Genomic DNA, 26,079 nt, shown 5'->3' with positions numbered 1-26,079 from the left:
TCAGGAGACGGATTTCAGACGCGGATGTTCCGGATCCCGTTCGATCTCGTCGGCAATTTCCTTGGTCCAGGCGGACACTGCCGGTACGCGGCTGCGGTCGACGCGGTAGGCGAAGTTCTTCGCGACGTCCACCACCTCGCTCAACAGGCCTTCTTCCAGCGTGATCGGATTGAGGCCCAGTTCCAGGAACTGCTTGTTCTCGACAACCAGATCGTTTTCTGCCGCTTCCTTGCGCGGGTTTGGCAGATAGGAAACCTTCGCGCCGGTAAGGCGGGAGATCAGCTCCGCCAGATCCCGCACCCGGTGGGTCTCGGTCATCTGGTTGAACACCTTGACTCGGTCGCCCTTTTTCGGCGGGTTCTTCAATGCCAGTTCAATGCAGCGAACCGAATCCTGGATATGGATGAAAGCCCGTGTCTGGCCACCGGTGCCATGAACCGTCAGCGGATAGCCGATGGCTGCCTGGATCAGGAACCGGTTCAGAACCGTGCCATAGTCACCGTCATAGTCGAACCGGTTGATCAGCTGTTTGTGGCGAAGGGTCTGTTCCGTATGCGTACCCCAGACGATCCCCTGGTGCAGGTCGGTGACCTTTAGCCCGTCGTTCTTGGCGTAGAACTGGAACAATAGCTGATCCAGGCACTTGGTCATGTGATAGATCGAGCCGGGGTTGGCCGGATAAAGAATTTCCTGAGCCGCTTTGGAGCCGTTCAGGGTCTCGACGTCAACCGACAGATAGCCTTCCGGAATTGCCGCGCCGACACTGGAATAGCCGTAGACGCCCATAGTGCCGAGGTGGACAAGGTGCGCATCGAGATCCAGCTCCACCATCGCGTTGAGCAGATGGTGCGTGGCATTGACGTTGTTGTTGACCGTGTAGTTCTTGTGCTGATCCGATTTCATCGAATAGGGCGCAGCGCGCTGTTCGGCGAAGTGGATGATGGCATCCGGCCGGTTCTCAGCAAGCCAGGCCTTGAACACTTCGTAGTCGCGGGCAATATCGATCAGGTGGAACCGGATTGTATTGCCGGTTTCCTGCTTCCAGATCCGGGTGCGTTCCTGGATCGAATCCATGGGCGTCAGCGATTGCACGCCTAGTTCGGCATCGATCCAGCGACGGCTCAGATTGTCGATGATATGAACTTCATGGCCCTGATCCGACAAATGCAAGGATGTGGGCCAGCCGACAAAACCATCACCGCCAAGTATCGCAATCTTCACTGAAAATCTCCCGGTTTCACGTTTCGGCACCGACCGTGCGGCACCGATTGCTTCATCTGAAAGATCAGATCATTGCGATATTTCCGTGACAACTCAACTTCGAATGTCGCGATTGATATAGAAAAGACGATTGGCCACAGCTGGTTAAGCCGTATCGCGCACCTCAAAGGCACCCGAGCAGGGCTCTACCGGCTCAAGGTCCTTGACCAGGTTTACCCTTGCAAGAGACGGCCCATGCCAGAGCACATCCAGCATGTCGACAACGGTATCGGATGGGCCTGAAAACACGGCTTCGACCCCACCGGAGCTGAGATTGCGCACCCAGCCGGCCAGTGCCCTGTCTTCAGCTTCACCCGCACACCAGGCGCGGTACCCAACACCCTGGACCCTGCCCTCAATCAGCACGTGAACGGTCAATGGATCGGCGGTCATTCAGGTCTCCGAAGTTCGCGATACTGCAAAAGCTTAGTGCAAACCTGCCTGTTCGCAAACGCCTGCGTGTGCTTCAGGCTGTGGACACTTGCGTATCGCGCTTTTGCTCGTCCAGCATGACCAGCAGCGACGCACCGACAATCACCAGCGCTCCCGGCCAGAATGCACCGCTCGGGGCAAAACCGAAAGCGAAGAAGCCGACCGCTATATTCAGCGGAAGCTTCAGGTGGTCGAAAGGCTGCACGAAAGCCGCATCGGCCTTCTGGTAGGCAAGGGTCAGCAGGTAGTTTGCCAGCACCGTCAGGGCGCCGGCCCCCACGAGCAGCCACAGCGCCGGACCGGTTGGCACGATACCGCCCTCTCCCAGCGCAAGCAGTGCATTGACCGGTGTCAGGAGCAGCAGCAGGTAGATGGTGATGGAATCGGCATCTTCAGTTGCAGTCAGCTTTTTGGTGACGAGCGAAGTTCCTGCCCAGAATGCAGCTGCCCCGACCGGCAAAAGTGCTGCCAGGCTGAAGCCTTCAGTCCAGGGCTCCAGAATCACCATGCCACCGGAGAAGCCTGCCAACGTCGCGAGCCACCGGATCAGGCCAACCCGTTCCCTGAAGAACAGCTTGGCGCCGATGATCACGAAAAACGGCGAAGTCATCACCAAGGCGATTGCCTGCCAGATCTCGACCCGCGCGAGACCGGCGACCCACAACTGGATCCCGATCACCGCAAGAACACCCCGCGTCAGATGCCATCCGATCTGATGTGTCTTCAAGGCGGAAAAGCCGCGCCGCAGGACGAATGGCAGGCCAACGAGAAGGCCCAGTGCATATTGCCAGAAGGCCGCGGACGTTGACGGCACGCCCAGTTGCATGGTCGAGGCCTGCAGGGCGCCGTTCACGATGGCAAACGAAGCCCCTGCCCCGATCATGGCAAGCGCGGCAAATATGGGCTTCTTCGAATTGTTTGACATGGGCGTCCTATCTGCGATCCGTTCCGTCATCGTTCAGAACAGTCTCAAAAGACACACGCCCACCGGCCATCATCAAATGGCGGCGGTCAAGTTCTCTCTCATCCGGACTTTCGGGCGGCTTCGTTTGACGCCACCTCAACCGTCGGCTCCGGCATCTCACCGGATCTGCTGACCTTCGAACATTTTATCCGAAGCGCTCGCGGGCTCCGGGTTTCCCCGATACCGCCGGTGGGGAATTTCACCCCGCCCCGAGAACTGTTCTCCAAGAGCTTTCAGTATCCCTGAAATAGACAGGATGCAATAGTGGAAGCATGCCGAAAGGCAACTCAACGGCACATCAAGCCACGCAAACCCGATTTCTGCCAGCCTGCTTGGCGCTGTATAGCGCTTCATCAGCCCTGGCGATGGTCTGGCTGATTTTCTCGCCGTCACGAACGGTGGCAGCCCCTATGCTGACCCGCATCGAGATGAGCTGCTGATCGTGCAGGTGGGGCACGGTTTCGACGGCCTTTCGAATGCGCTCGGCGATTTCGAACGCCTCATTGAGGTCGCACCCTTCCAGCAGGCAATAGAACTCTTCACCGCCCGCCCTTGCAAAGATATGCGGCTCTTGAAGTTCACGTTTCAGCAGGCCGACAAGATGATTGAGCGCTGCATCGCCGCAAGCATGACCGTATCGATCGTTGATCAGTTTGAAATGGTCAACGTCCAGCACAAGGATGGACAGGCTGGCTGACGTCTTTTGTGCCCGTTCCTTTGCTGCAGCTGCCAGCTCGAAAAACCTGCGACGGTTGTAGGCCTCTGTCAGGGCATCGCGCTCTGCTGCCCACTTGAGCTGCTCTTCCAGACGTTTGCGTTCAGTGATGTCGAGCATGGATCCAGCAAGGCCGTTTACCTCGCCGGAGACCCGGTCACGGGTAACAGCCTTATGGAAGGTCACCGTTCGGCGCTCACCATTAGCATAGCAAACGTCCGCCTCATAGATCTGAACACCCCCCTGCTGCATCAGCTCTTCGTCGGCCGCTTCATAGACCTTTGCCAATTCAGCTGGTGCTACGTCATAAACACTGGCGCCGTTCACCTTGCTGGCCGGCAATCCGATAAACGCTTCAAAAGCCTTGTTGCAGCCGCTGTAGATGCCGGCCCGGTTCTTGAAGAAGATGGGTGAAGGCAGATTGTCGATTGCTGACTGAAGGTTATCCCTCTCAATGGCGAGATCGCGGCATTTGCGGAACAGCCCACCCTGCCGCGCGATCACGAGTTCCGCGCGTTTAAGGGCAAGCAGCAGAAGGTCCGTGTCGTCGGCGTCGACAACATCATCCACACCGCCTTCCAGCAATGTCAGCTGAGTTTTTGCTGCCAGTTCTCCCGACGAACAAGCGATGATGAGGGTCGTATCCCGTATTCTGTGAAAATCGCAGGTCGGCAATTCCCCCGTCGCCCCGACATCCAGAAGACAGACCTGAAACGGGCAAGAGGATAGCGGCTGGACAGTGACCTGGTGGAGGACGTAACCGGCTGGAAGCGACGGCGGCGGTCTTTTGGCAGGCGAATAATACCCGACGTCAACCGCCTTTTCAGACGGTACCGACGTATTTTGGGTATCCGTTGCATGCATCCGTTCTGCCAAGGCGCACTCCTTTGAGCTTAACCTACGGGAAAATCGATAAATTCGGAGTTAAGAAAGTTTGCCGGCAGCAAGAAGCCACTCTCATTGCCACCGTGTCGGAGTGGACGCCATTAGCGGGTCGCGAAATACGCGGCTATGTCTTGAGGTCTATCTGCTATCAATACCGGATTTTCGGCGGCCAATTCTTCACGGCTACCGTAGCCCCACAACACGCCAATGCCTGCCACTGCGTTGGCGTTTGCCCCAACAAGGTCATGCTTGCGATCACCAACCATGACCGTCTCCGACGCCTGGATGTTTTCCTCGCTCAGGATATGCGCAATCAGCTCGGCTTTCGCGGACCGCGTACCGTCCAACTCCGCACCGTAGACCTTTCCGAAAAAGTCCATCAGGCCGAAATGCTCAACGATCCGACCTGCGTAACTGTGGGGTTTTGAGGTACAGACGTGGAGAAGAAACCCGTCTTTCCTGAGTGTTGTCAGCAGTTCGGGAATACCCTCGATCAGCGAATTCTCGAACAGTCCCGTTACCGTGTAGCGCTCGCGATAAAAGGCTACGGCCTGATCCAGCACAGCCTTGTCTTCCGATCCCAGAAGAACCTTGAAGCTGTCCCAGAGCGGCGGCCCGATGCACCAGCGCAGTTCTTCCACATCAGGTGCCTGCCCACCCATCTTTTCAACCGCATACCCGATTGAACGGGTGATGCCTTCAAAGGGGTCAGTCAGGGTTCCGTCCAGATCGAACAGAATGGTCGAAGTCGTCATGATGCCCCGCAACGTATTGAAAAAGAAAGCGGCCTGGACCGGATGGTCGCAGGCCGCTGAATATCGGCAGTATCCGATGCCTGTCAATCAGGCTGCGTTAGGCGCATCACCCCGGATCAGGAAAACTCCATGATCACGGCGTCAACGGCAAGGCTGTCGCCGGGCGTTGCCTTGATGGCGCTCACGACACAGTCGCGCTCCGCTCTCAGCACGTTTTCCATCTTCATGGCCTCAACGACGGCAAGCTGCTCACCTGCCTTGACTTCCTGTCCTTCGGCCACCGCGATGGACACCACCAGACCAGGCATCGGGCACAGCAGCATTTTCGACGTGTCCGGCGGCAGCTTCTCCGGCATCAGGGCATCCAGCTCGGCAATCCGCGGTGTCATCACTTTCGCGACCACGGAATAGCCCTGCCAGTCGAGGCGGTAGCCACCGCGCAGGGTCCGGACCTGTACCGTCACATCCTTCGCGCCGACCTTGCCCGACCAGAGCGGATCACCTGGTGCCCAGTCAGCCTCCACATTGACAACGGGGCCATCGCCGATCGCGACATCAATTTCGACAGGCGTCCCCGGATACCCGGCAGCAAGCCGGATCGGAACATAGGTCTTGTCGAGCTTGATCACCCAATCTTCGCGGATGGCACCGGAATGGGCCCGCAACCGCCCGGGCAGGTGGTCCAGACGCTCGCGTTGCAACGCCCCCATGGACAGGGCAACGGCTGCAAGAACCGCATAGGCCTCGTCATCGGGAACCGCCGGCTCGAAGCCGTCCGGATATTCGTCTGCGATGAAACTGGTAGCCAACTCGCCCGACCGCCAGCGCGGATGGTTCATCAGCGCAGTCAGAAACGGCACATTGTGCTGAATACCGTCGACGTAAAACGCATCCAGAGCTGAACTCATCGCATCGATCGCCTCCGCCCGTGTCGGCGCATGGGTGATCAGCTTTGCGATCATCGGGTCGTAGAACATCGAAATTTCCGAACCCTCGACAACGCCGGTATCGTTGCGGACGGTAACACCGTTGCTGGCTTCTTCCGCCGGGGGCCGGTAACGCACAAGCCGGCCAATGGACGGCAGGAAATTGCGGTAGGGATCTTCCGCATAAATTCGGCTTTCGACCGCCCAGCCGTTCAGCTTGACGTCTTTCTGGGCAAGGTCCAGTTTTTCACCGGCGGCAACGCGGATCATCTGCTCGACGAGATCGATGCCAGTGATCAATTCGGTCACCGGGTGCTCCACCTGCAGACGCGTGTTCATTTCCAGGAAGAAGAAACTCTTGTCCTGCCCGGCGACGAACTCGACCGTGCCGGCGCTGTCGTAGTCGACGGCCTTTGCAAGCGCGACGGCCTGCTCACCCATCTTGCGGCGCGTTTCCTCATCGAGCAGAGGCGACGGCGCCTCTTCGATGACCTTCTGGTTGCGCCGCTGGATCGAACATTCACGCTCGCCCAGGTAAATCGCGTTGCCGTGCTTGTCGCCCAGGACCTGGATTTCAATATGGCGCGGGTTTTCGATGAATTTCTCGATGAAAACCCGATCGTCGCCGAAAGAAGACGCCGCCTCGGATTTCGAGCGGGTGTAGCCATCCCGCACCTCGTCCGCATTCCAGGCGATGCGCATGCCCTTGCCGCCACCACCCGCGGACGCCTTGATCATGACCGGGTAGCCAATGTCCGCTGCAATTTCGACGGCCTGCTCCGGGCTTTCTATGACGCCGAGGTAACCCGGCACCGTGCTGACCTTCGCCTCATTGGCGAATTTCTTGGATTCGATCTTGTCGCCCATCGCCATGATGGCGCGCGGGTTCGGGCCGATCCAGACAATGCCTTCCTTCGCCAGCGCTTCGGGAAAGCTGGCGCGTTCGGACAGGAAGCCATAGCCCGGATGCACGGCTTCAGCTCCGGTCTCCTTGCAGGCCGCAATGATCTTGTCGGCGATCAGATAGGATTCCGACGCCGCCGCGGGACCGATGTGAACCGCTTCGTCTGCCATTTCCACATGAAGGGCATCGCGATCGGCATCGGAATAGACCGCAACTGTCTTTATGCCCATGCGGCGGGCCGTCTTGATGACGCGACAGGCAATCTCACCACGGTTGGCGACTAGTATTTTGGAGAACATGAATTTCCACCCAGCTGGACGATTTTCCATTTTGTAGGCTGCGCCACTTTGGCACGCAACTTATCCAAAGGGCGAGACGTGATTTTGCGGATAGTTGCCCAAACACTCAAAAACGGCTTGCCGCGACAAGGACCGGCCAAAGGTAGTTCCGCGGAAAAGCGTCTATTTATCCGAATTTTAATAAACTTATTGCAGGAATTACCAAGGCAATGGGGAACAAATAAATGAAACGCATCCTTTCAGCGGCAATTATTGCGAGTGCTTTACTACCAACTTCCGCACTGGCGGAAACCGCCGGCAAGTGGAAGAGCGGCGAAATCAATGGCTTTACACGTTATTGGACCACCAACAATCTTGGCGCGAACTTCGTAGTCTGGTGTCATCCGAAACGCCGGATCAACGGCACCCTGCTTCATATTGATATCGACGGAAAAATGCCGCCACCACGCAGCAGGATCAAATTGATCATGGACCGCGAGATCCTGGAGCTGCCTATCAACGAGCAGGGATACGTGGAAACGGCTTGCGCCGCGTGTTCCGACAGCTTCGGCTATGTCTGGCACCGTTTGCGGTCATCCCATTCCCTTGCGGTGAAATTCCAGGACGACAGCTATGCTGGATCTTCCCTGCGCGGCGCACAGAAAATCATTCCCGGTAACGTTTGCCCGACCGACTGGCAGAAACAACACCCCAGGTCCTGACGCATGGCGGCCTGGCCAAGCCCTTTTGGCACGCCAGGCCGCTAGATTGCTTTCTTGATTGAAGGGCTTTTAACAGGACACCTGTAGTTTTCGTCGGTGACAGATTACGGAAACGGCTCGATGCGCACCGCCCTCTTTTCTTTTTTCTACCTGACACTTGCCACGAGCTTGCCGGCAATCGCAGCCGATTACGGCAAGTGGCATACCGACACGGCGTATGGCTACGAGCGCTACTGGACCGAAAGCTCATCAGGAGCACGGTTCACGATCTGGTGCCCGCCCAATCATGCCGTCAGGAACACCCTTATCGGCGTGCGCATCAAGGGGCGCAGGCCAGACCCCGGATCAACTGTCCTGGTCGAGCTGGATCACAAGCTGATAAAGTTCAGGGCCGGAAACGACGGTTACATTTACAACGATTGCCCGGCCTGCTCTGACAACATGACCTATTTCTGGCACCGGTTGCGCTCTTCGGTAAAATTCGCCGTGCAACTGGAAGACAGACGCTATTCGGGCTTTTCCCTGAACGGCGTGCGAGAAGCCATGGCGGGGTCTGTCTGCTCCAGCCAGATGGCCCAGAATACGCGGTAAATTCCGGGTAGAGCTCTGACCGATGCGATTTATGTGCTCGCAATCACATTTGCGCGCCACAAGTTGGTGCACACTTCTCCTGTCACCACCTTTCCGGACCGTTCTGTTAGACTAAACCTTCAGAGCGTTCTTTCCGGTGGCAACGGCACGTCAGGAGACTTTCATGCGGAAAATGCTTCTTTGCGCAGCAGCGCTTGCCCTTCCCGGCCTTGTCATGTCGACGGCGGCCGAGGCACGTCCAGACCTTCGCAAGATGACCTGTGCCCAGGCGCAGAACATGGTGCGTCAGCACGGTGCCGTGGTCTTCACCACGGGGCAGTACACTTATTCGATGTTTGTTTCGAACCGTAGCTACTGCGACCGTAACCAGGTCCTGTTCACGCAGTTCGGCCAGACGCGGGATACACCACGTTGCCCGGTCGCGTTCGAATGCAAGGAACCGCTGTTCCCGCGCGGTCTTTCGCGTTGGGACTGACCTGACAGATAGCAAACAGGCCGGAAAATCCGGCCTGATACAATCTCGTGTGTCACTGCTGCGGACCAGCTATCGTCTTCCGGAACCGAGCGAATGAATGCAAATCGGCTCTTCTTGCTAGAGCGGAATATTGTCGTGCTTTTTCCACGGCATATCTGCCTGCTTGGACCTGAGCAGGGCCAGAGCCTTGGACACACGCCGGCGGGTGGAATGCGGACGAATGACGTCGTCTATGTAGCCGCGCTCGGCAGCGACGAACGGGTTGGCGAAACGGTCTTCGTAATCCTTCGTCCGCTTGGCGATCTTCTCCTTGTCGCCGAGTTCGGACCTGTAGAGGATTTCGACCGCCCCTTTTGCGCCCATCACCGCGATTTCAGCAGACGGCCAGGCGTAGTTGATGTCGCCGCGGATGTGTTTGGAGCTCATCACGTCATAAGCACCGCCGTAGGCCTTGCGGGTGATGACGGTGATCTTCGGCACCGTAGCTTCCGCGTAGGCAAACAGCAGCTTGGCGCCGTGTTTGATCAGGCCGCCATATTCCTGCGACGTGCCGGGCAGGAAGCCTGGAACATCGACGAAGGTCACGATCGGAATGCTGAAACAGTCACAGAAGCGGACAAACCTTGCAGCCTTGCGGCTGGCGTCGGAATCCAGCACGCCGGCCAGAACCATCGGCTGGTTGGCAACGATGCCGACAGTGCGCCCCTCGATCCGTCCGAAACCGGTGATGATGTTGCCCGCGAAACTGCCCTGAATTTCGAAGAAGTCGCCCTCGTCGACTGTCTTCAGAACAAGTTCCTTCATGTCGTAGGGCTTGTTCGGGTTGTCCGGAATGAGCGTGTCGAGGCTGGTGTCGATCCGCTCCGGGTCGTCATAGTTCGTCAGCTCCGGCAGGTCCGCACGATTGTTCATCGGCAGATAGTCGATCAGCCGGCGCATTTCCTGCAGGGCTTCGACGTCGTTGTCGAAGGCACCGTCCGCAATCGAAGACTTGGTGGTGTGGATGGATGCGCCACCCAGTTCCTCGGCCGTCACCGTCTCGTTCGTCACGGTCTTCACCACGTCTGGTCCGGTGACGAACATGTACGACGTGTCACGCACCATGAAGATGAAGTCCGTCATGGCCGGGGAATAGACGTCGCCGCCGGCACAAGGACCCATGATGAGCGAAATCTGCGGAATGACACCGGATGCCAGAACGTTGCGCTGGAACACTTCGCCGTAACCGCCAAGGGCCGCGACGCCTTCCTGAATGCGGGCGCCACCTGCGTCGAACAGGCCGATGATCGGAGCCCGGTTCTGCAGGGCCATGTCCTGAAGCTTGGTGATCTTTTCCGCATGCGTTTCGGAAAGAGACCCGCCGAAGACCGTGAAATCCTTGGAGAACACGTAAACGGTCCGACCGTTGACCGTTCCCCAACCGGTGATCACGCCGTCGCCGGGGATATGCTGCTCTTCCATGCCGAAATCGGTACAGCGGTGCTGTTTGAACATGTCGAATTCTTCAAAGGACCCCTCGTCCAGAAGAATTTCAATACGTTCACGCGCAGTCAGTTTGCCCTTGGCATGCTGCGCATCGATGCGGCGTTGCCCGCCGCCCAGCCGCGCGGTTTCGCGGCGTTGTTCCAATTCGGCCAGAACTTCTTTCATCCGGTCCTCCCAAAACTTGAGCTTGGATCACGCCGTAGCATGATCCCCCGACAGAGCCTAGTCAGCACATGGGCTTATGGGGAAACTACGCCCCATGAACCTTCCCTGCCAAACGCCCACAGAAGCTGGACGAATGTCAGGCAAAAGCCTTTATGGCCACGCTTTGCCCGATCCCAAATCTGCCCTTGTGTTTCCGCACGCCGGGACAGACCAGGATCACTTCAATACGTGCCCTTTTTCGAAGCACGATTTTCAAACTCGAGAAATCTCATTTCAGGTCCACGACCCATTCTTAACGGAGTACATTAATGTCAGGAAATTATGTTGTTGATCATCGCGACGGCGTCATCACGCTCGCACGCCTGCAATATTTCGACGTCAGCCAGGCGAACCTCAAGGAAGATCACAAGAACTGGCTTCGCAGAAACGTCGTACCGCTGCTGAAGGGCAACGGCAGCATCAGTATCGTCGGACTTTCCAGCCGCAGCGGCAAGGCAGCTTTCAACAAGGCCCTGTCGATGAAGCGGGCTAATGCCGTCAAGACGTTCCTGGAAGAATGCCTACTGTCCTGTTTTCCGTTCGATCTGGTCGACGGACTTGGCGAATCCCTGGCTGAAGAAATGGGTCAGGAAGACGGCGTAGAAGACGGACAGTTCCGTGCCGTGATGATTTACGTGCATTCCCTGCCGACGCCGCCCAATCCGAAGGTCATCAAAACGCCCAAGAAGATGAAGCCCAAACCAAAGGCGGCTTCCACCTTGTGGGTCGGCATCGGTGAAAGCCATTCAGGCGACCTTGTGGCTGTCGGGCGGTACAACTGGAATGGACGCCTTTACCGAGCCAGCGCCGATGACAACGGCTATGTCGATTACGTAGACCTCATGGCAGACGGCTGGAAAATCGGCGGCGGCCTGGGGGGCAGTGTCGGCGGCATCGTCATCGTGGCGCATGGTGTCAAGACGCCCAGCGAGTTCAACAAAAAGGGCGAATGGTCTGATTGGGACCTCGATCTGGCGATTGCCGGAAAGCTGGGGGACGTCCTCAAAGGCATCAAGGGCATCGGCAAGATCGTCAATACGATGGAGAAATACGAGGAACTGAGCCATGCCGCGATCGAACTCACCAAGAACAAGGGGTTCGTCAAGAAAGGTCTCTACACAATTCCGATGCTTGGCGTCGGTGCAGGCCTCCACGTTTGGACCGGGCGCAAATACGGCGACGTCTCGGTGATCTCGGTCGGCAGGACACTCATGCGCTAGCACCCTGTCTCCGGCCACCTATCCGCACACGCATCGGGCAGCAAATCAGATTTCGATCATGCTGCCCGACCTGCCCATCGACTGTGCATATTGGATTGAACACAACTTCTGCCTGCCCGAACAAGCAGATGTTACTACTCCGGTCTGGCAGGTTTTGACGGGCAGCAGACGCCCCCGATCCGTCCCCTCGTCTTTCCCGGCGAAGCCTGGCAGCAGGGATGCCGTTACGTTCATTTGAGCCCGTCATTTTGGCGAAGTTTGCACGCGCAAGCGGCGAAAAACACCGCCTTCAAATCCTTTTTCAGTGGTCGAAAAAAATATATTCAACCTGAGGGAACCTCAGGATTTTTCGATGAATTTCAGCTCGTTGCCTAATTTGCAGGCACTGTCGCCGCGACATTGAACTTTGACACCTTTCAGAATTTTGCCATGATTGCCCAAGAACGAAGCATCGGCAAAGGGGAGGCAATGGCGGACGAACGCACTTTCTTCAATGAAATGCTCGACGAGGCCAACAAGCCGCGCCAGCCATACGCCCGGCTCGCAAAATGGCTGGAAGACAAACCAGCCAACTTTCTGACCAAGAAGGGCCGCGACGCTGAAACCATTTTCCGCAGACTTGGCATCACCTTCGCGGTTTATGGAGCGGAAGAAGCTACCGAACGACTGATCCCGTTTGATCCCATCCCGCGCATCATCTCGGCTCCGGAGTGGCGGCGCCTGTCTGCCGGCATCGACCAGCGTGTGCGGGCTCTGAACGCCTTCCTGCACGACATCTACCATCGCCAGGAAATCCTGCGCGCAGGCAGGATCCCGGCGGAGCTCGTGCTGCAGAACGAGGCATTTCTGCCTGAAATGGCCGGGTTCACCCCTGCCCGCAAGGTCTATGCCCACATCATCGGAACCGATCTGGTCCGCGTGTCGGAAAACGAATTCTACGTGCTGGAAGACAACACGCGCACGCCTTCAGGTGTCTCCTACATGATGGAGAACCGGGAGACGATGATGCGTCTCTTCCCCGAGCTCTTTCAGAGTCACCGGGTCGCCGCCGTGGAGCAATATCCCGAGAACCTCCTGCAGACGCTGGAAAGCGTCGCACCGGATCCCTCGAAGTCCTCGCAGACGATCGTTGTCCTGACCCCGGGCATCTATAACTCCGCCTATTTCGAACACGCTTTCCTGGCTGATTCCATGGGCGTGGAACTGGTGGAAGGCCGGGATCTGTTCGTGGATGCCGGACATGTCTACATGCGCACAACGCGCGAACCGAAGCAGGTCGACGTCATCTACCGGCGTATCGACGATGCCTTCCTCGATCCGCTGACCTTCAATCCGGGCAGCATGCTCGGAGTGCCGGGCCTCTTCGATGCCTATCGCGCCGGCAACGTCACCATCTGCAATGCGCCGGGAACGGGTATTGCCGACGACAAGGCGATCTATGCCTATGTCCCGGACATCATCGAGTTCTACACGGGCCAGAAACCGATCCTGAACAACGTTCCGACGTGGAACTGCTCACGGCCGGATGACCTCGCCTATGTTCTGGATAATCTTGAGGACATTGTCGTCAAGGAGGTCCACGGTTCGGGCGGCTACGGCATGCTGATCGGTCCGACCGCATCGAAGCGGGAAATCGCGGAATTCCGGAAAGTCCTGGAAACCAACCCTTCCAACTATATTGCCCAGCCGACCCTGGCGCTGTCGGCCTGCCCGACGCACGTCGCTTCGGGTGTCGCCCCGCGCCACGTCGATCTGCGCCCCTACGTGCTGATCGGTGATCAGGTCCGCATCACGCCAGGTGGCCTGACACGGGTTGCCCTCAAGAAAGGCTCGCTCGTCGTCAACTCCAGCCAGGGTGGCGGCACAAAAGACACCTGGGTACTTGAGGACTGAGAGAACCAGATGCTCGGAAGAACCGCCTCTTCGCTGTTTTGGATGTCGCGCTACCACGAGCGTGCCCAGAATGTTTCCCGTCTCCTTGAGGTCGCCTGTCGTGGCGCCATCATCTCCCATTCGGGTCAGGAGGACGGAACCCACTGGACCTTCGCCCTCGCCTGCTCGGGGAGCGAGACCGGGTACAAGCAGAAATACGAGGAACTGAACGGCCGCAACGTGGCGGCCCACATGATCTTTTCCAAGGAAAACACCTCAAGCGTCCGCAGCTGCCTGGAACTTGCCAGGAACAACGCTCGTGCCGTTCGAACAGGCATCACGGCTGAACTCTGGGAAGCCATCAACACCACATGGATCGAGTTCACTGACGTGAACCCGCAATCCATCACCCAGGAAAAACTGCCGGACTTTCTTGCCTGGGTTAATCAGCGGGCGCACCTGTTCCGGGGCGCGCTGCTGAACACGATCTTGCGCGACGACGGTTATTTCTTCAGCCAGATGGGCAATTTCGTGGAACGGTCGGACAACACGGCCCGCATCCTCGACACCTACTACTGGACCCTGCTGCCAGACAGCGACATCATCGATGACGGCTCTCTGGAGCACTATCAGTGGTCCGCGATCCTGCGTGCCCTGTCCGGGCGGAGAAGCTACCGGTTTGCGTATCCGAATGCCCGACTGAAAGCGTTCAACATTGCCGAGTTTCTGATCCTCAGAACGGAAATGCCCCGGTCCCTTGCCCATTGCTACGACTGGATGGCCGATACCGCGGAAGACCTGGCCCAGTTCTATGGTTCACGCGAACCAAGCCTGGACATGGCAGCGGACATGGCAAAAGACCTGGCTGAAAAGCAGATGCACGAAATCTATCAGCAGGGACTGCATGATTTCCTCTCGGATTTCATCAACAAAAACAATCTTTTCGCCCATCAGCTTTGCGAAGACTACAATTTCGCCTGACCCTGGAACCCCGCAGAACCGGTGCAGCATGCGACTGACTGTCAGACACACGACCCGATACCGTTACGAGACGCCACTCGCCAACGCCATGCAGCAGTTGCGCCTGACGCCCGAGGATGGCCCCAGCCAGAGAGTTGTCGAATGGTCAATCGAAGCACCGGGCATTGAACGGGCGACGACCTACAAGGACGCTTTCGGCAACCAGGTTCACATGGTGTCGCGCAGCGAGCCGATCGAGGACGTCGAGATCACCGCCAGCGGTATTGTCGAGACGACAGATACCAACGGAATTCTCGGCCACGAACCGGATGCCGGCATCCCACCGCGGATCTACACAAGGGTTACTCCGCTTACGCAATCCAACCAGGCGATCCGCAGATTGGCGGCCAACGCGGAGGGACATGACAAGATTGCCGGTTTCCATGCTCTGATGCATGCCATCCGCGACAAGGTCGACTACAAGGTGGGCGTCACCGAGACGCACGCTCCGGCCACTGCCGTGCTGGCTGCCGGAGAAGGCGTCTGCCAGGATCACGCGCATATTTTCATCGCGGCCGCACGTTCCATCGGCGTTCCGGCAAGGTACGTTTCCGGCTATCTGCTGCTGGAAGACGAACAGGCTTCGGAAGCCCATCATGCCTGGGCCGAAGTGATGATAAACGGTCTTGGCTGGACCGGATTCGACATATCCAACGCAATGTGTCCGACCGATCGCTATATCCGCTTGACGGTGGGCCTGGATTCCCGTTCAGCTGCCCCTATCAGGGGGATCCGTTTTGGCGGGCTTGAGGAAAACCTGCATGTTGAGGTCGATGTGGCCCAGGCCGCGTTCCAGCAACAGCAGTAAGTGTCCTTTCAAACCGCCCGAACAGGCTCACTCCAGCAAAAGATATTAAAGGGCAACCTGCGCCCTGCCTGATGGATGCTTGCCCTTTAGGGGCTCCAGCAGCGGGTCTAGGCGCAGTCTGAGGGCTTGGGAATGACCTATTGCGTTGGCTTGAAACTGGATCGCGGGCTGGTGTTCGCCGCGGACACACGCACCAACGCCGGTGTCGACAACATTGCCACCTTCAAGAAACTCCACGTATGGGAAGAGCCAGGCGAGCGGGTGATCACCCTGCTCTCGGCCGGCAACCTTGCCGTCACCCAGGCAGTCGTCTCGCTTTTGAGTGAGCACATCACGTCCGCGGAAAGCGACCGGGCGACGCTGATGACCGCAAAAACCATGTTCCAGGTTGCCCGCCTCGTCGGCAGTGCGGTTCGTGAGGTCAAGGCGATCGACGGCGAAGCCCTTGCAACAAGTGCGGAAAACTTCTTCGTCACCTTCATTCTGGGCGGCCAGATCAAGGGTGAGGAACCGCGCATGTTCCAGATCTATGCGGCCGGCAACTTCATCGAGGTTTGTGAAGACACGCCCTATCTGCAGATCGGCGAGCACAAATACGGCAAGCCGATCCTGGACCGGGTCACGCGTGCGGACATGCGCCTCGGTGAAGCGGCCAAGCTGGTGCTGCTGTCCTTTGACAGCACGCTGAGGTCGAACCTGTCTGTCGGCATGCCCATCGACATGTTGCTCTACAACACCGACAGCTTTTCCACCGACCGCCAGGTGCGCATCCAGCAGGACGACCCGTATTTCCAGAAACTGTCCCGGGGCTGGTCCGACAAGCTGCGGCAGGCCTTTGCCGATATTGAGGAATTTGAGGTCTGATCCGGCAGGAAACTGTCAGGCGGACGTCACAATCGATCAGTAGAAGCGGACCGGACCCTTCCGGAAAGTGAGTATCCATGAACAATTCCAGCGACGTCGCCGAGCTTGATCCAACCGCATGGACCAGGGAGCCGGCTAACGAACCGCTGGAAATCAATGATGCTGCGCTCAGGGCCGTGCGCGAGATGATCAAGTCGGGCCAGCGCACGCAGCTGGTCGAACTGCTCAAGCGCTGGGACCCCGTCGACGTCGTGCAATTGTTGACGCGGCTGCGCCTGAAACAGGCCCGCAAATTGTTCCAGTGGTTGCCGGCCAACCCGTCGATCAAGGTCATTGCCGAGCTTCGACCGGAATTCCGTTCGATCCTGATGGAAGAATCCACCCTCGAGCAGTTTCGGGATATTCTCGCCGGTCTCGATCCGGAAGACGCCATCGAAATTCTCAACGAGTTTCCGGACGATGTCGCGGACGAGCTGATCGCGCGCTTGCCGGATGTGGAAGACATCGCAACGCGCGGTTCCTATGCCGACGACACGGCGGGCCGCGTGATGGCCCGCAAGTTCGTCGCCCTTCCCGAAACCTGCACCGCCGGCGAAGCCGTCGCGCAGATGCGCGCGGAAGCCAGCCGCATTCGCAAGGTCTTTACGGTTTATGTGACCGATGCCGACGGCAAGCTGACCGGAACGGTGGAAGTCGGCAAGCTTCTGCTCGCGCCGGCGGACGCCCCCTTGTCCAGCTTCATGAACCGCGACGTGATTGCCGTGTCCACGGACACTGACCAGGAAGAAGTGCTGCGGCTCGCCCGAAAACGCGACATGCGCACCGTGCCGGTCGTCAGCGGAGAAGGCCACCTGATCGGCCGGATCACGCCCAAGCAGCTGACACGCATCGCCTCGGACGAAGCCAACGAAGACATGCTGCTGATGAGCGGCGTTTCCTCAGAAGCCAGGTCAGATGACACGGTGCTGCGTATAGTACGCGGCCGCCTGCCCTGGCTGCTCGCCGGTCTGGTGGGGGCCAGCGTTGCTGCAACGGTGGTCGGTTCCTATGAAGACCAGTTGGCGGAAGCCGCCATCCTGGCCGCTTTCATTCCCGTCACCATGTCGATGGCCGGAAACGCAGGCCTGCAGGCCTCCGCTGTGGCGGTGCAAGGCATTGCGACCGGAGCCTTGTGGTCCGGCGATATCTTCTACCGCCTGCTGAAGGAACTGGTGGCGGCGCTCTTCAATGGCGCTATCGCCGGCACGATCCTGGGCTGTCTCGTGCTCGTGGCTTCGCTGATCGTGCCGCTGGAAGACCCGCTGCACCTTGCCCTGGCCACATCGCTGTCACTGCTGTGCGTCACCACGCTTGCGGCCATGGTCGGCGCCACCATACCAATCATTCTGGACAAGATCGGCATCGACCCGGCCATGGCCATCGGTGTCTTCATCACCTCGTCCAACGACGTCCTTGGCGTGCTCATTTTCTTTCTGATGGCAACGACGTTCTACTTGGGGTGAAGCGAATACGCTCCACACCACATCGCAGGGAAATTGTTACGCTTCTCGCAGGATCAGAACCGCCGCGTCGAATTCCTTGCGCTTGTAGGCCCGGACGAGAGCAGCTTCCGCGTCTTCGCCCCAGCGCTCGATGTTGAAGTCCTCTTCCACATGAGCGGCCGCCCAGGCGGCATCGGCGTCGAGGTAGTCTTCCAGCAGACCAAGCCCCAGGAGCGCGGAGCCTGTCAGGCTGGTGATCGTATGGAGCGCTGCGAGGCGCATCGGGGTCAGGTCGGAAAGTCGGGCCCGATAGGCGGCAAGCAGCGGTTCCGGCTGGGCAGCGTGAATGACACCTTCGATCAGCACGAAACGGCCGCCGAGCAACCCGCCTGCCCAGTCCACGACCGGATCCCACAAGCGCCTTTGGGTGTCGATAAGGCTTTGCGGATCGTCCGCGCGGTAGCACAGCGCATCATTGCCGGCAAACCGGGTGATATCGTCAGCCACTTCGCCAAACCGGATGCTGACTGCATCAAGCGCTGAATTGGAAATCCGGGTCAGCGGCATGGTGGCCGGATTGATTTCCTTTTGCTGTGCCTGCCATTCGGCGGCAACCGCTGCAGCAAGCGCCTCACTCGGCAGCAACAAGGCCGCCTTGCCCGGTGTCTTGACGGGCCTTCCGTCCAGATGGATCGCGAAACCGCCGTCCTCGGCAACATGGGTTGCTTCCTTGTAGAAACGCTTAGGCAATTCGCGCCTGGAGAGTTCGCGCGCCCGCTGCTCCGGATCCTTGGCCGCATCTTCCTGCAAAGTTTCAAGAAAGTCGCGCATCACATTGTTTCCTTGTCGAAATCCAGAAGTTCACCAAGTGCCAAATCCAGCTCGGCATAGGTCTGGATGATCTTGTCTGCACCATCAGCACTCAGCCGGTCATGATCATGATAACCCCAGGCAACGCCCAAGGCATGTGTGCCGGCAGCCTTGGCCATCGCCATGTCAAATCCAGTATCACCGATCATGATGGTTCGTGTCCTGTCCGCTCCGGTCTCCGCCATTGCCCGCAGCACCATGTCCGGATGAGGCTTGGAGGGCGAGGTATCAGCGGTCTGGACGGTCACGAAGCGCCCATGCAGATCATGGGTATCCAGCATGTGCGTGACCCCACGCATCGCTTTGCCGGTGGCAATCCCAAGAAGGACATCGTCACGCGCATTCAACCGGATGATAGCCTCGCGAGCACCCGGATAAAGCGGGTCGAGATCCAGCCCTTCCCTCCTTCGGGACCACTTGGCCTGTTTATAGGCGTTGGACATCACCGGGATCTTGTCCTGGTGTTCAGGTCCAACGAGATCCAGAAAAGCCTCGTCCAGCGACCGTCCGACGATTGAGAGCGCCGTTTCCCGGTCAGGCATGGGCAGGCCCGCAGCCTCGAAACCGACCTGCAGGCCCTGCAAAATGGTTTTCTGACTGTCCACCAGCGTGCCGTCGACGTCGAAGATGATCAGATACATGGGCATCCTGTGCCAAGCGAACGGAAAGTAGCCCGCATGTGCCGGGTTTTCCCCCGGGGGTCAAGAGCACATTTGACACTGCGCCGGATTGGAAGTTTTGCCGACATCTACGTCATTGACTGGTAAATTCAACAATAGGCAAAGACTTCCACAGTCTGCGGCAAATTGACGTTCAATCTTTGGATATCGCCAATTTTGAAAAACCGCCCGAAAATTGCCTCTTTAGAGTGATTACCGGTCTCTTGGCCGCTTGCATATTTATCGTAAAGAACTTGGTTACCATGATCGACGATACTGCTGCAGGCGGGTGGGCATGAACGTTTGGGGCAAGATTGTCACCAAAGGATACGAATTTGGAGCGCGGTCGAACAAGACCGGCGTAACAGAGTGGTTTTGTCTGAATGATTCAGAAGAAACAAAAGGTCGGCCTGAAGGGGCAAGCAAAATCCCGGAAGACCAGCCGGACTTTATATACGATCCTCGCGGGGGCAACTTTGGTGATATCCGGCTTGGCCGGAACCGCCACTTATCTTGGAACCTCGATCGCCCAGTCTCAATTTGTCGCTGCCGGCACTGAGCCGCAGGAGAAATTGACGCTTGCGCAGACAACCCCTGCCACAGCTTCTCTTGGTCTGGCCCCGATTGCGCTGACAACGAAAAAACGGCAAAGCGCCGAAGCGGAAGCCGCTCTTGCAGCGGAAAAAGCCGCTGAACAGGCAGCAGTAATAGCTGCGAAAGCAGAAGCTGCCCTGAAGGCGGAAGCGGCGGCACTCGAAGCTGAGGCTAAAAAGGCTGCGAAGGTGGCCCTTGCCGCCAAGCTCGCAAGGCTGAAACTCGCCCAGACACTTCTGGCCCATCGAGCTGCTTCAGAAACCACAAGTGTTGCCGCGCTCGATGAACCGGCAGCCGATGGCACTGCGCCGAATGTCGAGGTCGCAGCGTTACAAAGCGTCGGCACCACGGCTGAAGCAGAGACGAATGTTGCTGCAAAACCTAAACAGACGGCCGTGAACATTGCCATGGCTGCGGGTAGTTCGGCCAAACCCGGCGCCATTCTGCCGCCGACCCCGGACATGAAACCCGAACCGCCGCGCCGCAGCGCGCCTGTAGTTGCAGAAAACCGTCCTGAAGGCAGGGAAAAGCCTGAACAAGCGTCTCCCGTTCTGGCCTATGCAACGCCAGGAAATCCCGAAGAAGACGAAAACGGAGTGTTCGGCGGTCTCGGCAAATTGTTCGGCAGCGCCAAGCCCGGACTTCCCGGTGCAGGCAGCAAGATCGCCGTCTATGACATCAGCGCCGCAACCGTTCACATGCCGGACGGCACCAAGCTGGAGGCTCATTCCGGCATTGGACACCGGATGGACAATCCGAAGTTTTCGCACGTGAAGATGCTCGGCCCGACGCCGCCCAACATCTACAACTTGAGAATGCGCGAGCGGCGCTTCCATGGCGTGGAGGCCATTCGCATGCTGCCGCAGGACCGTGCTGCCATGAAAGGCCGTGACGGCATGCTGACCCATACGCGTCTGCTGCGCCGCTCCATTGGTTCCCATGGCTGTGTTGCCTTCAAGGACTACAACAAGTTCCTGAACGCATTCAAACGCGGCCACGTAAAGACCTTGATCGTCGTTCCGTCGATGGAAAAGCTGCCGACCTATATGGCAAAACTTCAGCGGAGCACCGGAGCCTGACCTTGCAGGCAACTGCCGGATTGGATATGCCTTCTAAACATCCCGTTTTCAGTCGAGAGCGGGATGTTTCATCGTTTTGAGGCCGCCAGCACGTTCTGGTCTGACGGCGTCAATCAGGCAACTGCCGTTGCAGCATAGCGCCCTGCCCGCCCGGAGCTTTTCTTGACCAAGATCATCCTGTTGCTGCTGTTCATGATTGCCGCGATCCAGGTGATCAAACCGCTTGGCTGGCCTGGTCTCAAGAAACGCTCGGATGCCTGGAAACTGGTGGCGGGGGTTGTGTGCATCACCTTTGCGTCGGTGATCCTGGGTGCACTGTTTCAGGGCGTTTGATTACGTCCACCAGGTTTGCAAACATCCGACAGCGAGCTCCCCTTCAAATGCAACGATCTGATGACGCTCCAACTCTACATCTGTTTTGCGGCAAGGTTGCTTCCGGCAAGTCGACATTGGCGGATCGCTTTGCCGAGCGTCCCGGCAACATTCTCCTGCGGGAAGACGTCTGGCTGTCCGGTCTCTACGCTGACCAGATGTCCAGCCTCGCAGATTTTGTCCGCTGTTCGTCACTCTTGAGAAAAACGATAGCGCCGCATGTGGCTGCCCTGCTGGAAAGCGGTCTTTCCGTGGTACTGGACTTTCATGCCAACACGAAAGAAAGCCGGCAATGGATGCGCGCCATTGCCGACAAGGTCGAGTGCAAGCATCAGCTTCATTTTCTCGATGTGCCGGATGAGGTCTGCAAGGAACGGCTTCGCCAGCGCAATGCCGCCGGCAAGCACGAGTTCTCGGTGTCCGAGGCCGAGTTCGACCGGATCTCAAGCCACTTCCAGCCACCGGCGGAAGACGAGAGCTTCAATCTAAAGGTCTATCCCGCCGCCGGCAGCTAGGCTTCTGGCAAAGCAGAGAAGCGCGATCAGCGCTTGTTGAGCGAGTCGTCCGGATCATCCACTTCCGGATCATAGTCCGTTGCATCAAATCCGAGCAGATTCCAGGTCTGCTGCATGTGCGGCGGCAGCGGTGCCGAAACATCGATCGTGCCATGGCCCGACGGATGCGGGATCACGATCCGGCGTGCCAGCAGATGCAGGCGGTTCTGGATACCACCAGGCAGCTCCCAGTTCTCGATATTGAAATACTTGTCGTCACCGATGATCGGATGACCGATATGAGCCGCATGTGCGCGCAACTGGTGCGTTCGGCCCGTCACCGGTTTCATCGTCACCCAGGAAAGCTTCTGGCCGGACTTTTCGAAGACGGAATAGAGCGACACGGCGTGCTGTGCCTCATCGTCGCCCTGACGCACGATCTGCATGCGTTCTTCGCCGTCATTTCTGGCCAGGAAGGTGGAAATGCGGCCCTGAAACGGCTTCGGAACACCCGCCAGGATTGCCCAGTAGATCTTCTGGGTATTCCGGTGACGGAAGGCCTTTGTCAGTTCCTGCGCGGCCTGACGCGTACGGGCAACCAGAATGATGCCGGAGGTCTCACGGTCAAGACGGTGCACCAGACGCGGCTTGTTGCCCTTGCGGTCGGTATAGGCGTCCAGCATGCCATCCAGATGGCGCTTGAGGCCTGAACCGCCCTGAACAGCAAGACCTGCCGGCTTGTTGAGCACCATTACCTGGCTGTCTTCAAACAGCAGCATGTCCTCAATGGCCTTGCGGTCGTCAGCAATCAGCTTGGTGGATTTCGGCTTGGCATTCTTCTTGTCGTCCGCCGGAAGTTCCACCCCGAGAGGTGGAATACGGATCATCTGCCCCTTGGCGATACGGGTGTTGGTCTCGGCACGCTTGCCGTCGACACGGACCTGCCCCGTACGCAGCAGTTTCTGCAGATGACCGAATCCAAGGCCCGGGTAATGGGACTTGAACCAACGGTCGAGGCGCATGCCCGCCTCATCGGCGGACACTTGTTTCTGTTCAATCGCGGACATGTTTTTCTCAAATTCGGCATCCGGCCTGCCGCCGTGACGCGCATCCATCGCCCCTGCATCAAGGCGGGGGGAAAATTCGTTCCGCAGCGTATAGGCGGAATCGGCCCGAAAGGGAAGGAATTCTTAAGTTGCGACCTGGCGCATGAACATCAGTCCGGCAAACACGGCAAGAATGGACAAGGCGACAGAGGCAAGAACATACATGAGTGCCAGATGCGTGTCGCCGCGCTCCCATAGCACTGAGGTGTCGAGCGAAAACGCGGAGAACGTCGTGAAGCCGCCGAGGAAGCCGGTCGCCACGAAATAGCGCAATGACTGCAGGTTGCCGGTCTCATGGCGAACCAGCCAACCGATGAAAAGCCCCATGGCCATTGAGCCGACGACATTGACAGTTAGAGTTCCGACAGGAAAACCCGGCCCAAACAAACGGAGCGTCGCAAGCGACACCAGATGACGTCCGCCCGCACCCAGACCACCGCCCAGCATCACCAGCAAAAGATGTTTCAAACCGTCGCCTCGCTTCTAACTGGTCCCAGCCGTCCCTGAATACGCCGGGTTCAATCCATGCATGGGTGAACCATCACGGAATCTGCCGGGCCAGGGAAAGCCCTATTCGCCGGGAGCCGCCGGCTTTGCAGCCGATTTTTCGCCCATCTGTTCAAACACCTTGACCTGTTCATCGTACTTCGGGTCGATGGTGCCGCAGACACGGTCCCAGAACGAAAAGAAATTGGCGTAATTGTAGCGGAAGCGCGAATGGTGCTGGTCGTGAAAAGTTACGCAGACCATCGGCGAAGGCATACGCGACATCGGCGACGCCCAGAATTCGAAACCGGAATGGCCGATTGTGCCATTGAAATGGTCCCACAGCCGGTGAACGATGAGCACGGGGATCGGGATCGGCAGGAAGATGACCGCCCACAGATAATAGCTCTGCATGACAAAGGCATCGACCAGATCGTCGGAATAGGTACTCCAGACAGTCGGCGCGACCGAGCGGTGATGCTCGGCATGAAAGCGGTACATCGCCTTCGTATGCATGAACCGGTGGCCCCAGTAGAACCAGGTGTCGAAAGCTAGGATGGAAACGACAAACATCAGGATTGCCGACCACCAGGTCAGCTCCAGCGGCGCGACCAGGGTCCAGCCCTTCATCGAAAGGAAGATGCCGCCGGCAAGACAGCCCGCGGTCACGGTCAACGAATAGACGCTGGCCCGGATTTCCTTCCACATGCGCTTTTCACCACGCCGATTCTGCTGAATACGCCGCTCCGGGTGCCGGTCCTGTATCTTCACCAGCACCCAGCCGGTCGCAAAATACAGGAACACGTTCACAGCGTAGCACGCCGCGTAAATCGGCAGGAATTCAAGCAATATCGTCAGCGCCTGATCGAGCATATCTCTTCATACATCCATTTGGTCGGTTGGCTGACACATGTGAGTACTGTGCGGGCTTACCCGGTTGCCTTGACTTTCGTTTCTTCCGAATCCGGAATTTCCCCGGTCTCTTCCATGGACCGCACCAGCACATCGTACTTCGGATGCACCGTTCCGCAGATCCGGTCCCAGAACGAGAAGAAGTTACCGTAATTGTAGTGAAACTGCGAATGATGCAGATCATGGAACGTCGTGCAAATCAGCGGCGAAGGGAATCTCGACGACTTGGACGCGAAATATTCAAAGCCCGAATGGCCGACCATGCCTGAAATCTGGTCGAACAACCGCAGGGCAAAAACGCTCAAGGCCGGCACCGGCAGCACGAACCAGACCAGAAAATAGAAAAAATGCTCGATCAGGGTGTCGACCGTGGTCGAGCTGTCGTTGCTCCAGACCGTCGGTGCAATCGAGCGGTGATGAGGCACATGGAACTTGTAGAGCGACGGCCAGTGAAGAATCCGGTGCCCCCAATAGAACCAAGCATCAAACAGGACGAAGCAAACGGCGAACATCAGCGGAAACGACCACCAGCTGAGTTCCAGCGGAGCGAACAGCGTCCAACCCTGGGTCTGTGCGAAAAATCCGGACGACAGCAGGACGGAAGATGTCGCCAACGCCTTCATGGAGGCACGGATTTCCTCTGCCTGGCGTTTCATGCCGTCGCGGTGTTTCTGGATCCGCCGGTCAGGATGACGGGCATTTATCGCGATCATTGTGAACCCGGTCGCAAAATAGACCGCCACCATGGCCGCATAGGTGAGCGCCAGAACGATGAGGTAATCGACGAGTAGCCCCATCATGATTTTTCCTGTTTGCCGGTGCCGGCATAAAGCGCTTCGAACCCTTCCACCCGCTCGTCATAGGTCGGATGGATGGTGCCGCAGAACCGGTCCCAGAAGGAAAAGTAGTTGGCGTAGTTGTAGACGAAATACTGGTGATGCTGGTCGTGGTAGAGCGTGCACAGCAGTGGCCAGGGTTTGCGTGCGCTCGGGCTTGCGAAATGCTCATAGCCGCAATGGCCAATGGCGGCCGACACCTGGTCGAACAACCGGTGGCCCAGGAAAACCAGCGGCGGAATAGGCACAACGAATAGCACAAGCGCATAATAGGAATGGGCGAACAGCGTATCCACACTGGAGCCTGCATCGTTGGACCAGACTGTCGGTGTCACCGTCATGTGGTGCGGCTTGTGAAACCTGTAGAACATCTTGGTGTGCAGGATCCGGTGCCCCCAGTAGAACCAGGTATCGTGCAGGGCCAACGAGATGACGAAGAACAACGGCACAGACCACCAGGACAACGCGACAGGGTCGAACAGCGTCCAGCCACGCAGCTGGGCATAAAGGCCGATGGAAAGGCAGCAGCTCGTGATCGACAGCTGCCCCATGGAAGATTTGATATCGCGCAGGGCATCGTGGGTCGGCTGGCGCTTCTGGATCTTGCGGTCAGGGTGACGCCTGTTCATCACCGTCATGGTCAGGCCGGTCGTGAACAGCACGATCAAGCTGGAAGCGTAAAGCACCAGAAAGAAACCCAGAAACACCTCCGGGCCGGTCCCAAAATGTTCGGCAATAAAAGTCATCAACTCAAATATCCACGCGCAATTCCCTGGCCACTTTTGTGCGTAGCGAAAGAGCGGACCTCAC

At 58.0% G+C, this 26,079-nt stretch carries 26 protein-coding genes and 1 riboswitch; of the genes, 12 read left to right on the top strand and 14 right to left on the bottom strand.

The annotated features are described in order from the left end of the window. From HCG46_RS27235 to HCG46_RS27210, 6 genes are all read right to left on the bottom strand, one after another. Positions 1-1,221 carry an NAD-dependent epimerase/dehydratase family protein gene (locus HCG46_RS27235; protein ID WP_168688044.1) on the bottom strand — a complete coding sequence of 407 codons (1,221 nt, stop codon included), beginning with the start codon at positions 1,219-1,221 and terminating at the stop codon, positions 1-3. A 144-nt stretch (positions 1,222-1,365) separates the two neighbouring features. Then, a complete protein-coding gene (locus tag HCG46_RS27230; protein WP_022998281.1) occupies positions 1,366-1,653 on the bottom strand; it encodes an acylphosphatase in 288 nt (95 codons plus the stop codon). Between the two features lie 73 nt (positions 1,654-1,726). Next, on the bottom strand, positions 1,727-2,617 hold the full coding sequence (locus HCG46_RS27225; RefSeq protein WP_168688043.1) for a DMT family transporter: 891 nt from the start codon (positions 2,615-2,617) through the stop codon (positions 1,727-1,729). Between the two features lie 86 nt (positions 2,618-2,703). Beyond that, positions 2,704-2,877: riboswitch (FMN riboswitch) on the bottom strand. 77 nt (positions 2,878-2,954) lie between these two features. After that, complete coding sequence (locus HCG46_RS27220) at positions 2,955-4,247, bottom strand: diguanylate cyclase (protein ID WP_209009646.1); 1,293 nt, start codon at positions 4,245-4,247, stop codon at positions 2,955-2,957. 110 nt (positions 4,248-4,357) lie between these two features. Beyond that, the gene (locus tag HCG46_RS27215) at positions 4,358-5,011 is read right to left on the bottom strand and encodes an HAD family hydrolase (protein WP_031268327.1); all 654 of its coding nucleotides are present in this window, start codon (positions 5,009-5,011) and stop codon (positions 4,358-4,360) included. Positions 5,012-5,127: 116 nt separating this feature from the next. Next, positions 5,128-7,140, bottom strand: a complete 2,013-nt coding sequence (locus tag HCG46_RS27210) for an acetyl/propionyl/methylcrotonyl-CoA carboxylase subunit alpha (RefSeq protein ID WP_152506398.1) — start codon at positions 7,138-7,140, stop codon at positions 5,128-5,130. 224 nt (positions 7,141-7,364) lie between these two features. Here HCG46_RS27210 and HCG46_RS27205 point away from each other — a divergent pair, with 224 nt between their 5' ends. From HCG46_RS27205 to HCG46_RS27195, 3 genes are all read left to right on the top strand, one after another. Then, positions 7,365-7,841, top strand: coding sequence for a hypothetical protein (locus HCG46_RS27205; RefSeq protein WP_168688042.1), 477 nt, complete (start codon positions 7,365-7,367; stop codon positions 7,839-7,841). Between the two features lie 120 nt (positions 7,842-7,961). Further along, the gene (locus HCG46_RS27200) at positions 7,962-8,432 is read left to right on the top strand and encodes a hypothetical protein (protein ID WP_062488565.1); all 471 of its coding nucleotides are present in this window, start codon (positions 7,962-7,964) and stop codon (positions 8,430-8,432) included. A 163-nt stretch (positions 8,433-8,595) separates the two neighbouring features. Beyond that, complete coding sequence (locus HCG46_RS27195) at positions 8,596-8,907, top strand: hypothetical protein (RefSeq protein ID WP_022998274.1); 312 nt, start codon at positions 8,596-8,598, stop codon at positions 8,905-8,907. Between the two features lie 117 nt (positions 8,908-9,024). On the opposite strand, the gene HCG46_RS27190 is transcribed toward HCG46_RS27195, so the two are convergent. After that, a complete protein-coding gene (locus HCG46_RS27190; RefSeq protein WP_055654686.1) occupies positions 9,025-10,557 on the bottom strand; it encodes an acyl-CoA carboxylase subunit beta in 1,533 nt (510 codons plus the stop codon). Between the two features lie 308 nt (positions 10,558-10,865). Here HCG46_RS27190 and HCG46_RS27185 point away from each other — a divergent pair, with 308 nt between their 5' ends. The 6 genes from HCG46_RS27185 (at position 10,866) to mgtE (ending at position 17,882) form a co-directional block, all read left to right on the top strand. Further along, positions 10,866-11,816, top strand: coding sequence for an OmpA family protein (locus tag HCG46_RS27185; RefSeq protein ID WP_022998272.1), 951 nt, complete (start codon positions 10,866-10,868; stop codon positions 11,814-11,816). Positions 11,817-12,284: 468 nt separating this feature from the next. Continuing rightward, positions 12,285-13,709: a circularly permuted type 2 ATP-grasp protein gene (locus HCG46_RS27180; RefSeq protein WP_031268326.1), complete on the top strand. Its 1,425-nt coding sequence runs from the start codon at positions 12,285-12,287 to the stop codon at positions 13,707-13,709. Between the two features lie 9 nt (positions 13,710-13,718). Then, the gene (locus HCG46_RS27175) at positions 13,719-14,669 is read left to right on the top strand and encodes an alpha-E domain-containing protein (RefSeq protein ID WP_168688041.1); all 951 of its coding nucleotides are present in this window, start codon (positions 13,719-13,721) and stop codon (positions 14,667-14,669) included. A 28-nt stretch (positions 14,670-14,697) separates the two neighbouring features. Beyond that, complete coding sequence (locus HCG46_RS27170) at positions 14,698-15,516, top strand: transglutaminase family protein (protein ID WP_022998269.1); 819 nt, start codon at positions 14,698-14,700, stop codon at positions 15,514-15,516. 132 nt (positions 15,517-15,648) lie between these two features. Next, a complete protein-coding gene (locus HCG46_RS27165; RefSeq protein WP_022998268.1) occupies positions 15,649-16,380 on the top strand; it encodes a proteasome-type protease in 732 nt (243 codons plus the stop codon). A gap of 77 nt (positions 16,381-16,457) precedes the next feature. Then, positions 16,458-17,882 carry a magnesium transporter gene (gene mgtE / locus HCG46_RS27160; RefSeq protein WP_168688040.1) on the top strand — a complete coding sequence of 475 codons (1,425 nt, stop codon included), beginning with the start codon at positions 16,458-16,460 and terminating at the stop codon, positions 17,880-17,882. A 36-nt stretch (positions 17,883-17,918) separates the two neighbouring features. Here mgtE and HCG46_RS27155 read toward each other — a convergent pair whose 3' ends face one another. After that, entirely contained in the window at positions 17,919-18,692 is a 774-nt protein-coding gene (locus tag HCG46_RS27155; RefSeq protein WP_168688039.1) for an ATP12 family protein, read from the bottom strand. After that, positions 18,692-19,372, bottom strand: a complete 681-nt coding sequence (locus tag HCG46_RS27150) for an HAD-IA family hydrolase (RefSeq protein WP_168688038.1) — start codon at positions 19,370-19,372, stop codon at positions 18,692-18,694. The genes HCG46_RS27155 and HCG46_RS27150 overlap by 1 nt, the downstream gene beginning before the upstream one ends. 497 nt (positions 19,373-19,869) lie before the next feature. Here HCG46_RS27150 and HCG46_RS27145 point away from each other — a divergent pair, with 497 nt between their 5' ends. The 3 genes from HCG46_RS27145 to HCG46_RS27135 all read left to right on the top strand — a co-directional run bounded on the left by HCG46_RS27145 (position 19,870) and on the right by HCG46_RS27135 (position 21,950). Continuing rightward, on the top strand, positions 19,870-21,063 hold the full coding sequence (locus HCG46_RS27145; RefSeq protein WP_205838728.1) for a tlde1 domain-containing protein: 1,194 nt from the start codon (positions 19,870-19,872) through the stop codon (positions 21,061-21,063). A gap of 162 nt (positions 21,064-21,225) precedes the next feature. Beyond that, positions 21,226-21,396, top strand: coding sequence for a hypothetical protein (locus tag HCG46_RS27140; protein ID WP_167579595.1), 171 nt, complete (start codon positions 21,226-21,228; stop codon positions 21,394-21,396). A gap of 47 nt (positions 21,397-21,443) precedes the next feature. Then, entirely contained in the window at positions 21,444-21,950 is a 507-nt protein-coding gene (locus HCG46_RS27135) for an ATP-binding protein (protein WP_168688036.1), read from the top strand. 26 nt (positions 21,951-21,976) lie between these two features. On the opposite strand, the gene HCG46_RS27130 is transcribed toward HCG46_RS27135, so the two are convergent. The 5 genes from HCG46_RS27130 to HCG46_RS27110 form a co-directional block, all read right to left on the bottom strand. Continuing rightward, positions 21,977-22,996 carry an RluA family pseudouridine synthase gene (locus HCG46_RS27130; RefSeq protein ID WP_187306531.1) on the bottom strand — a complete coding sequence of 340 codons (1,020 nt, stop codon included), beginning with the start codon at positions 22,994-22,996 and terminating at the stop codon, positions 21,977-21,979. A 123-nt stretch (positions 22,997-23,119) separates the two neighbouring features. Further along, a complete protein-coding gene (gene crcB, locus HCG46_RS27125) occupies positions 23,120-23,503 on the bottom strand; it encodes a fluoride efflux transporter CrcB (protein WP_168688034.1) in 384 nt (127 codons plus the stop codon). Between the two features lie 102 nt (positions 23,504-23,605). After that, a complete protein-coding gene (locus HCG46_RS27120) occupies positions 23,606-24,394 on the bottom strand; it encodes a sterol desaturase family protein (RefSeq protein ID WP_022998259.1) in 789 nt (262 codons plus the stop codon). Positions 24,395-24,450: 56 nt separating this feature from the next. Further along, a complete protein-coding gene (locus HCG46_RS27115) occupies positions 24,451-25,233 on the bottom strand; it encodes a sterol desaturase family protein (protein ID WP_209009645.1) in 783 nt (260 codons plus the stop codon). Beyond that, positions 25,230-26,015: a sterol desaturase family protein gene (locus HCG46_RS27110; RefSeq protein ID WP_055654709.1), complete on the bottom strand. Its 786-nt coding sequence runs from the start codon at positions 26,013-26,015 to the stop codon at positions 25,230-25,232. Before HCG46_RS27110 ends, HCG46_RS27115 begins: the two co-directional genes overlap by 4 nt. Positions 26,016-26,079: the final 64 nt, after the last annotated feature.

It is taken from the genome of Labrenzia sp. PO1 (genome assembly GCF_012273635.1).
GTDB lineage: Bacteria > Pseudomonadota > Alphaproteobacteria > Rhizobiales > Stappiaceae > Roseibium > Roseibium algicola.
This window is presented reverse-complemented; position numbering and strand designations above follow the sequence as displayed.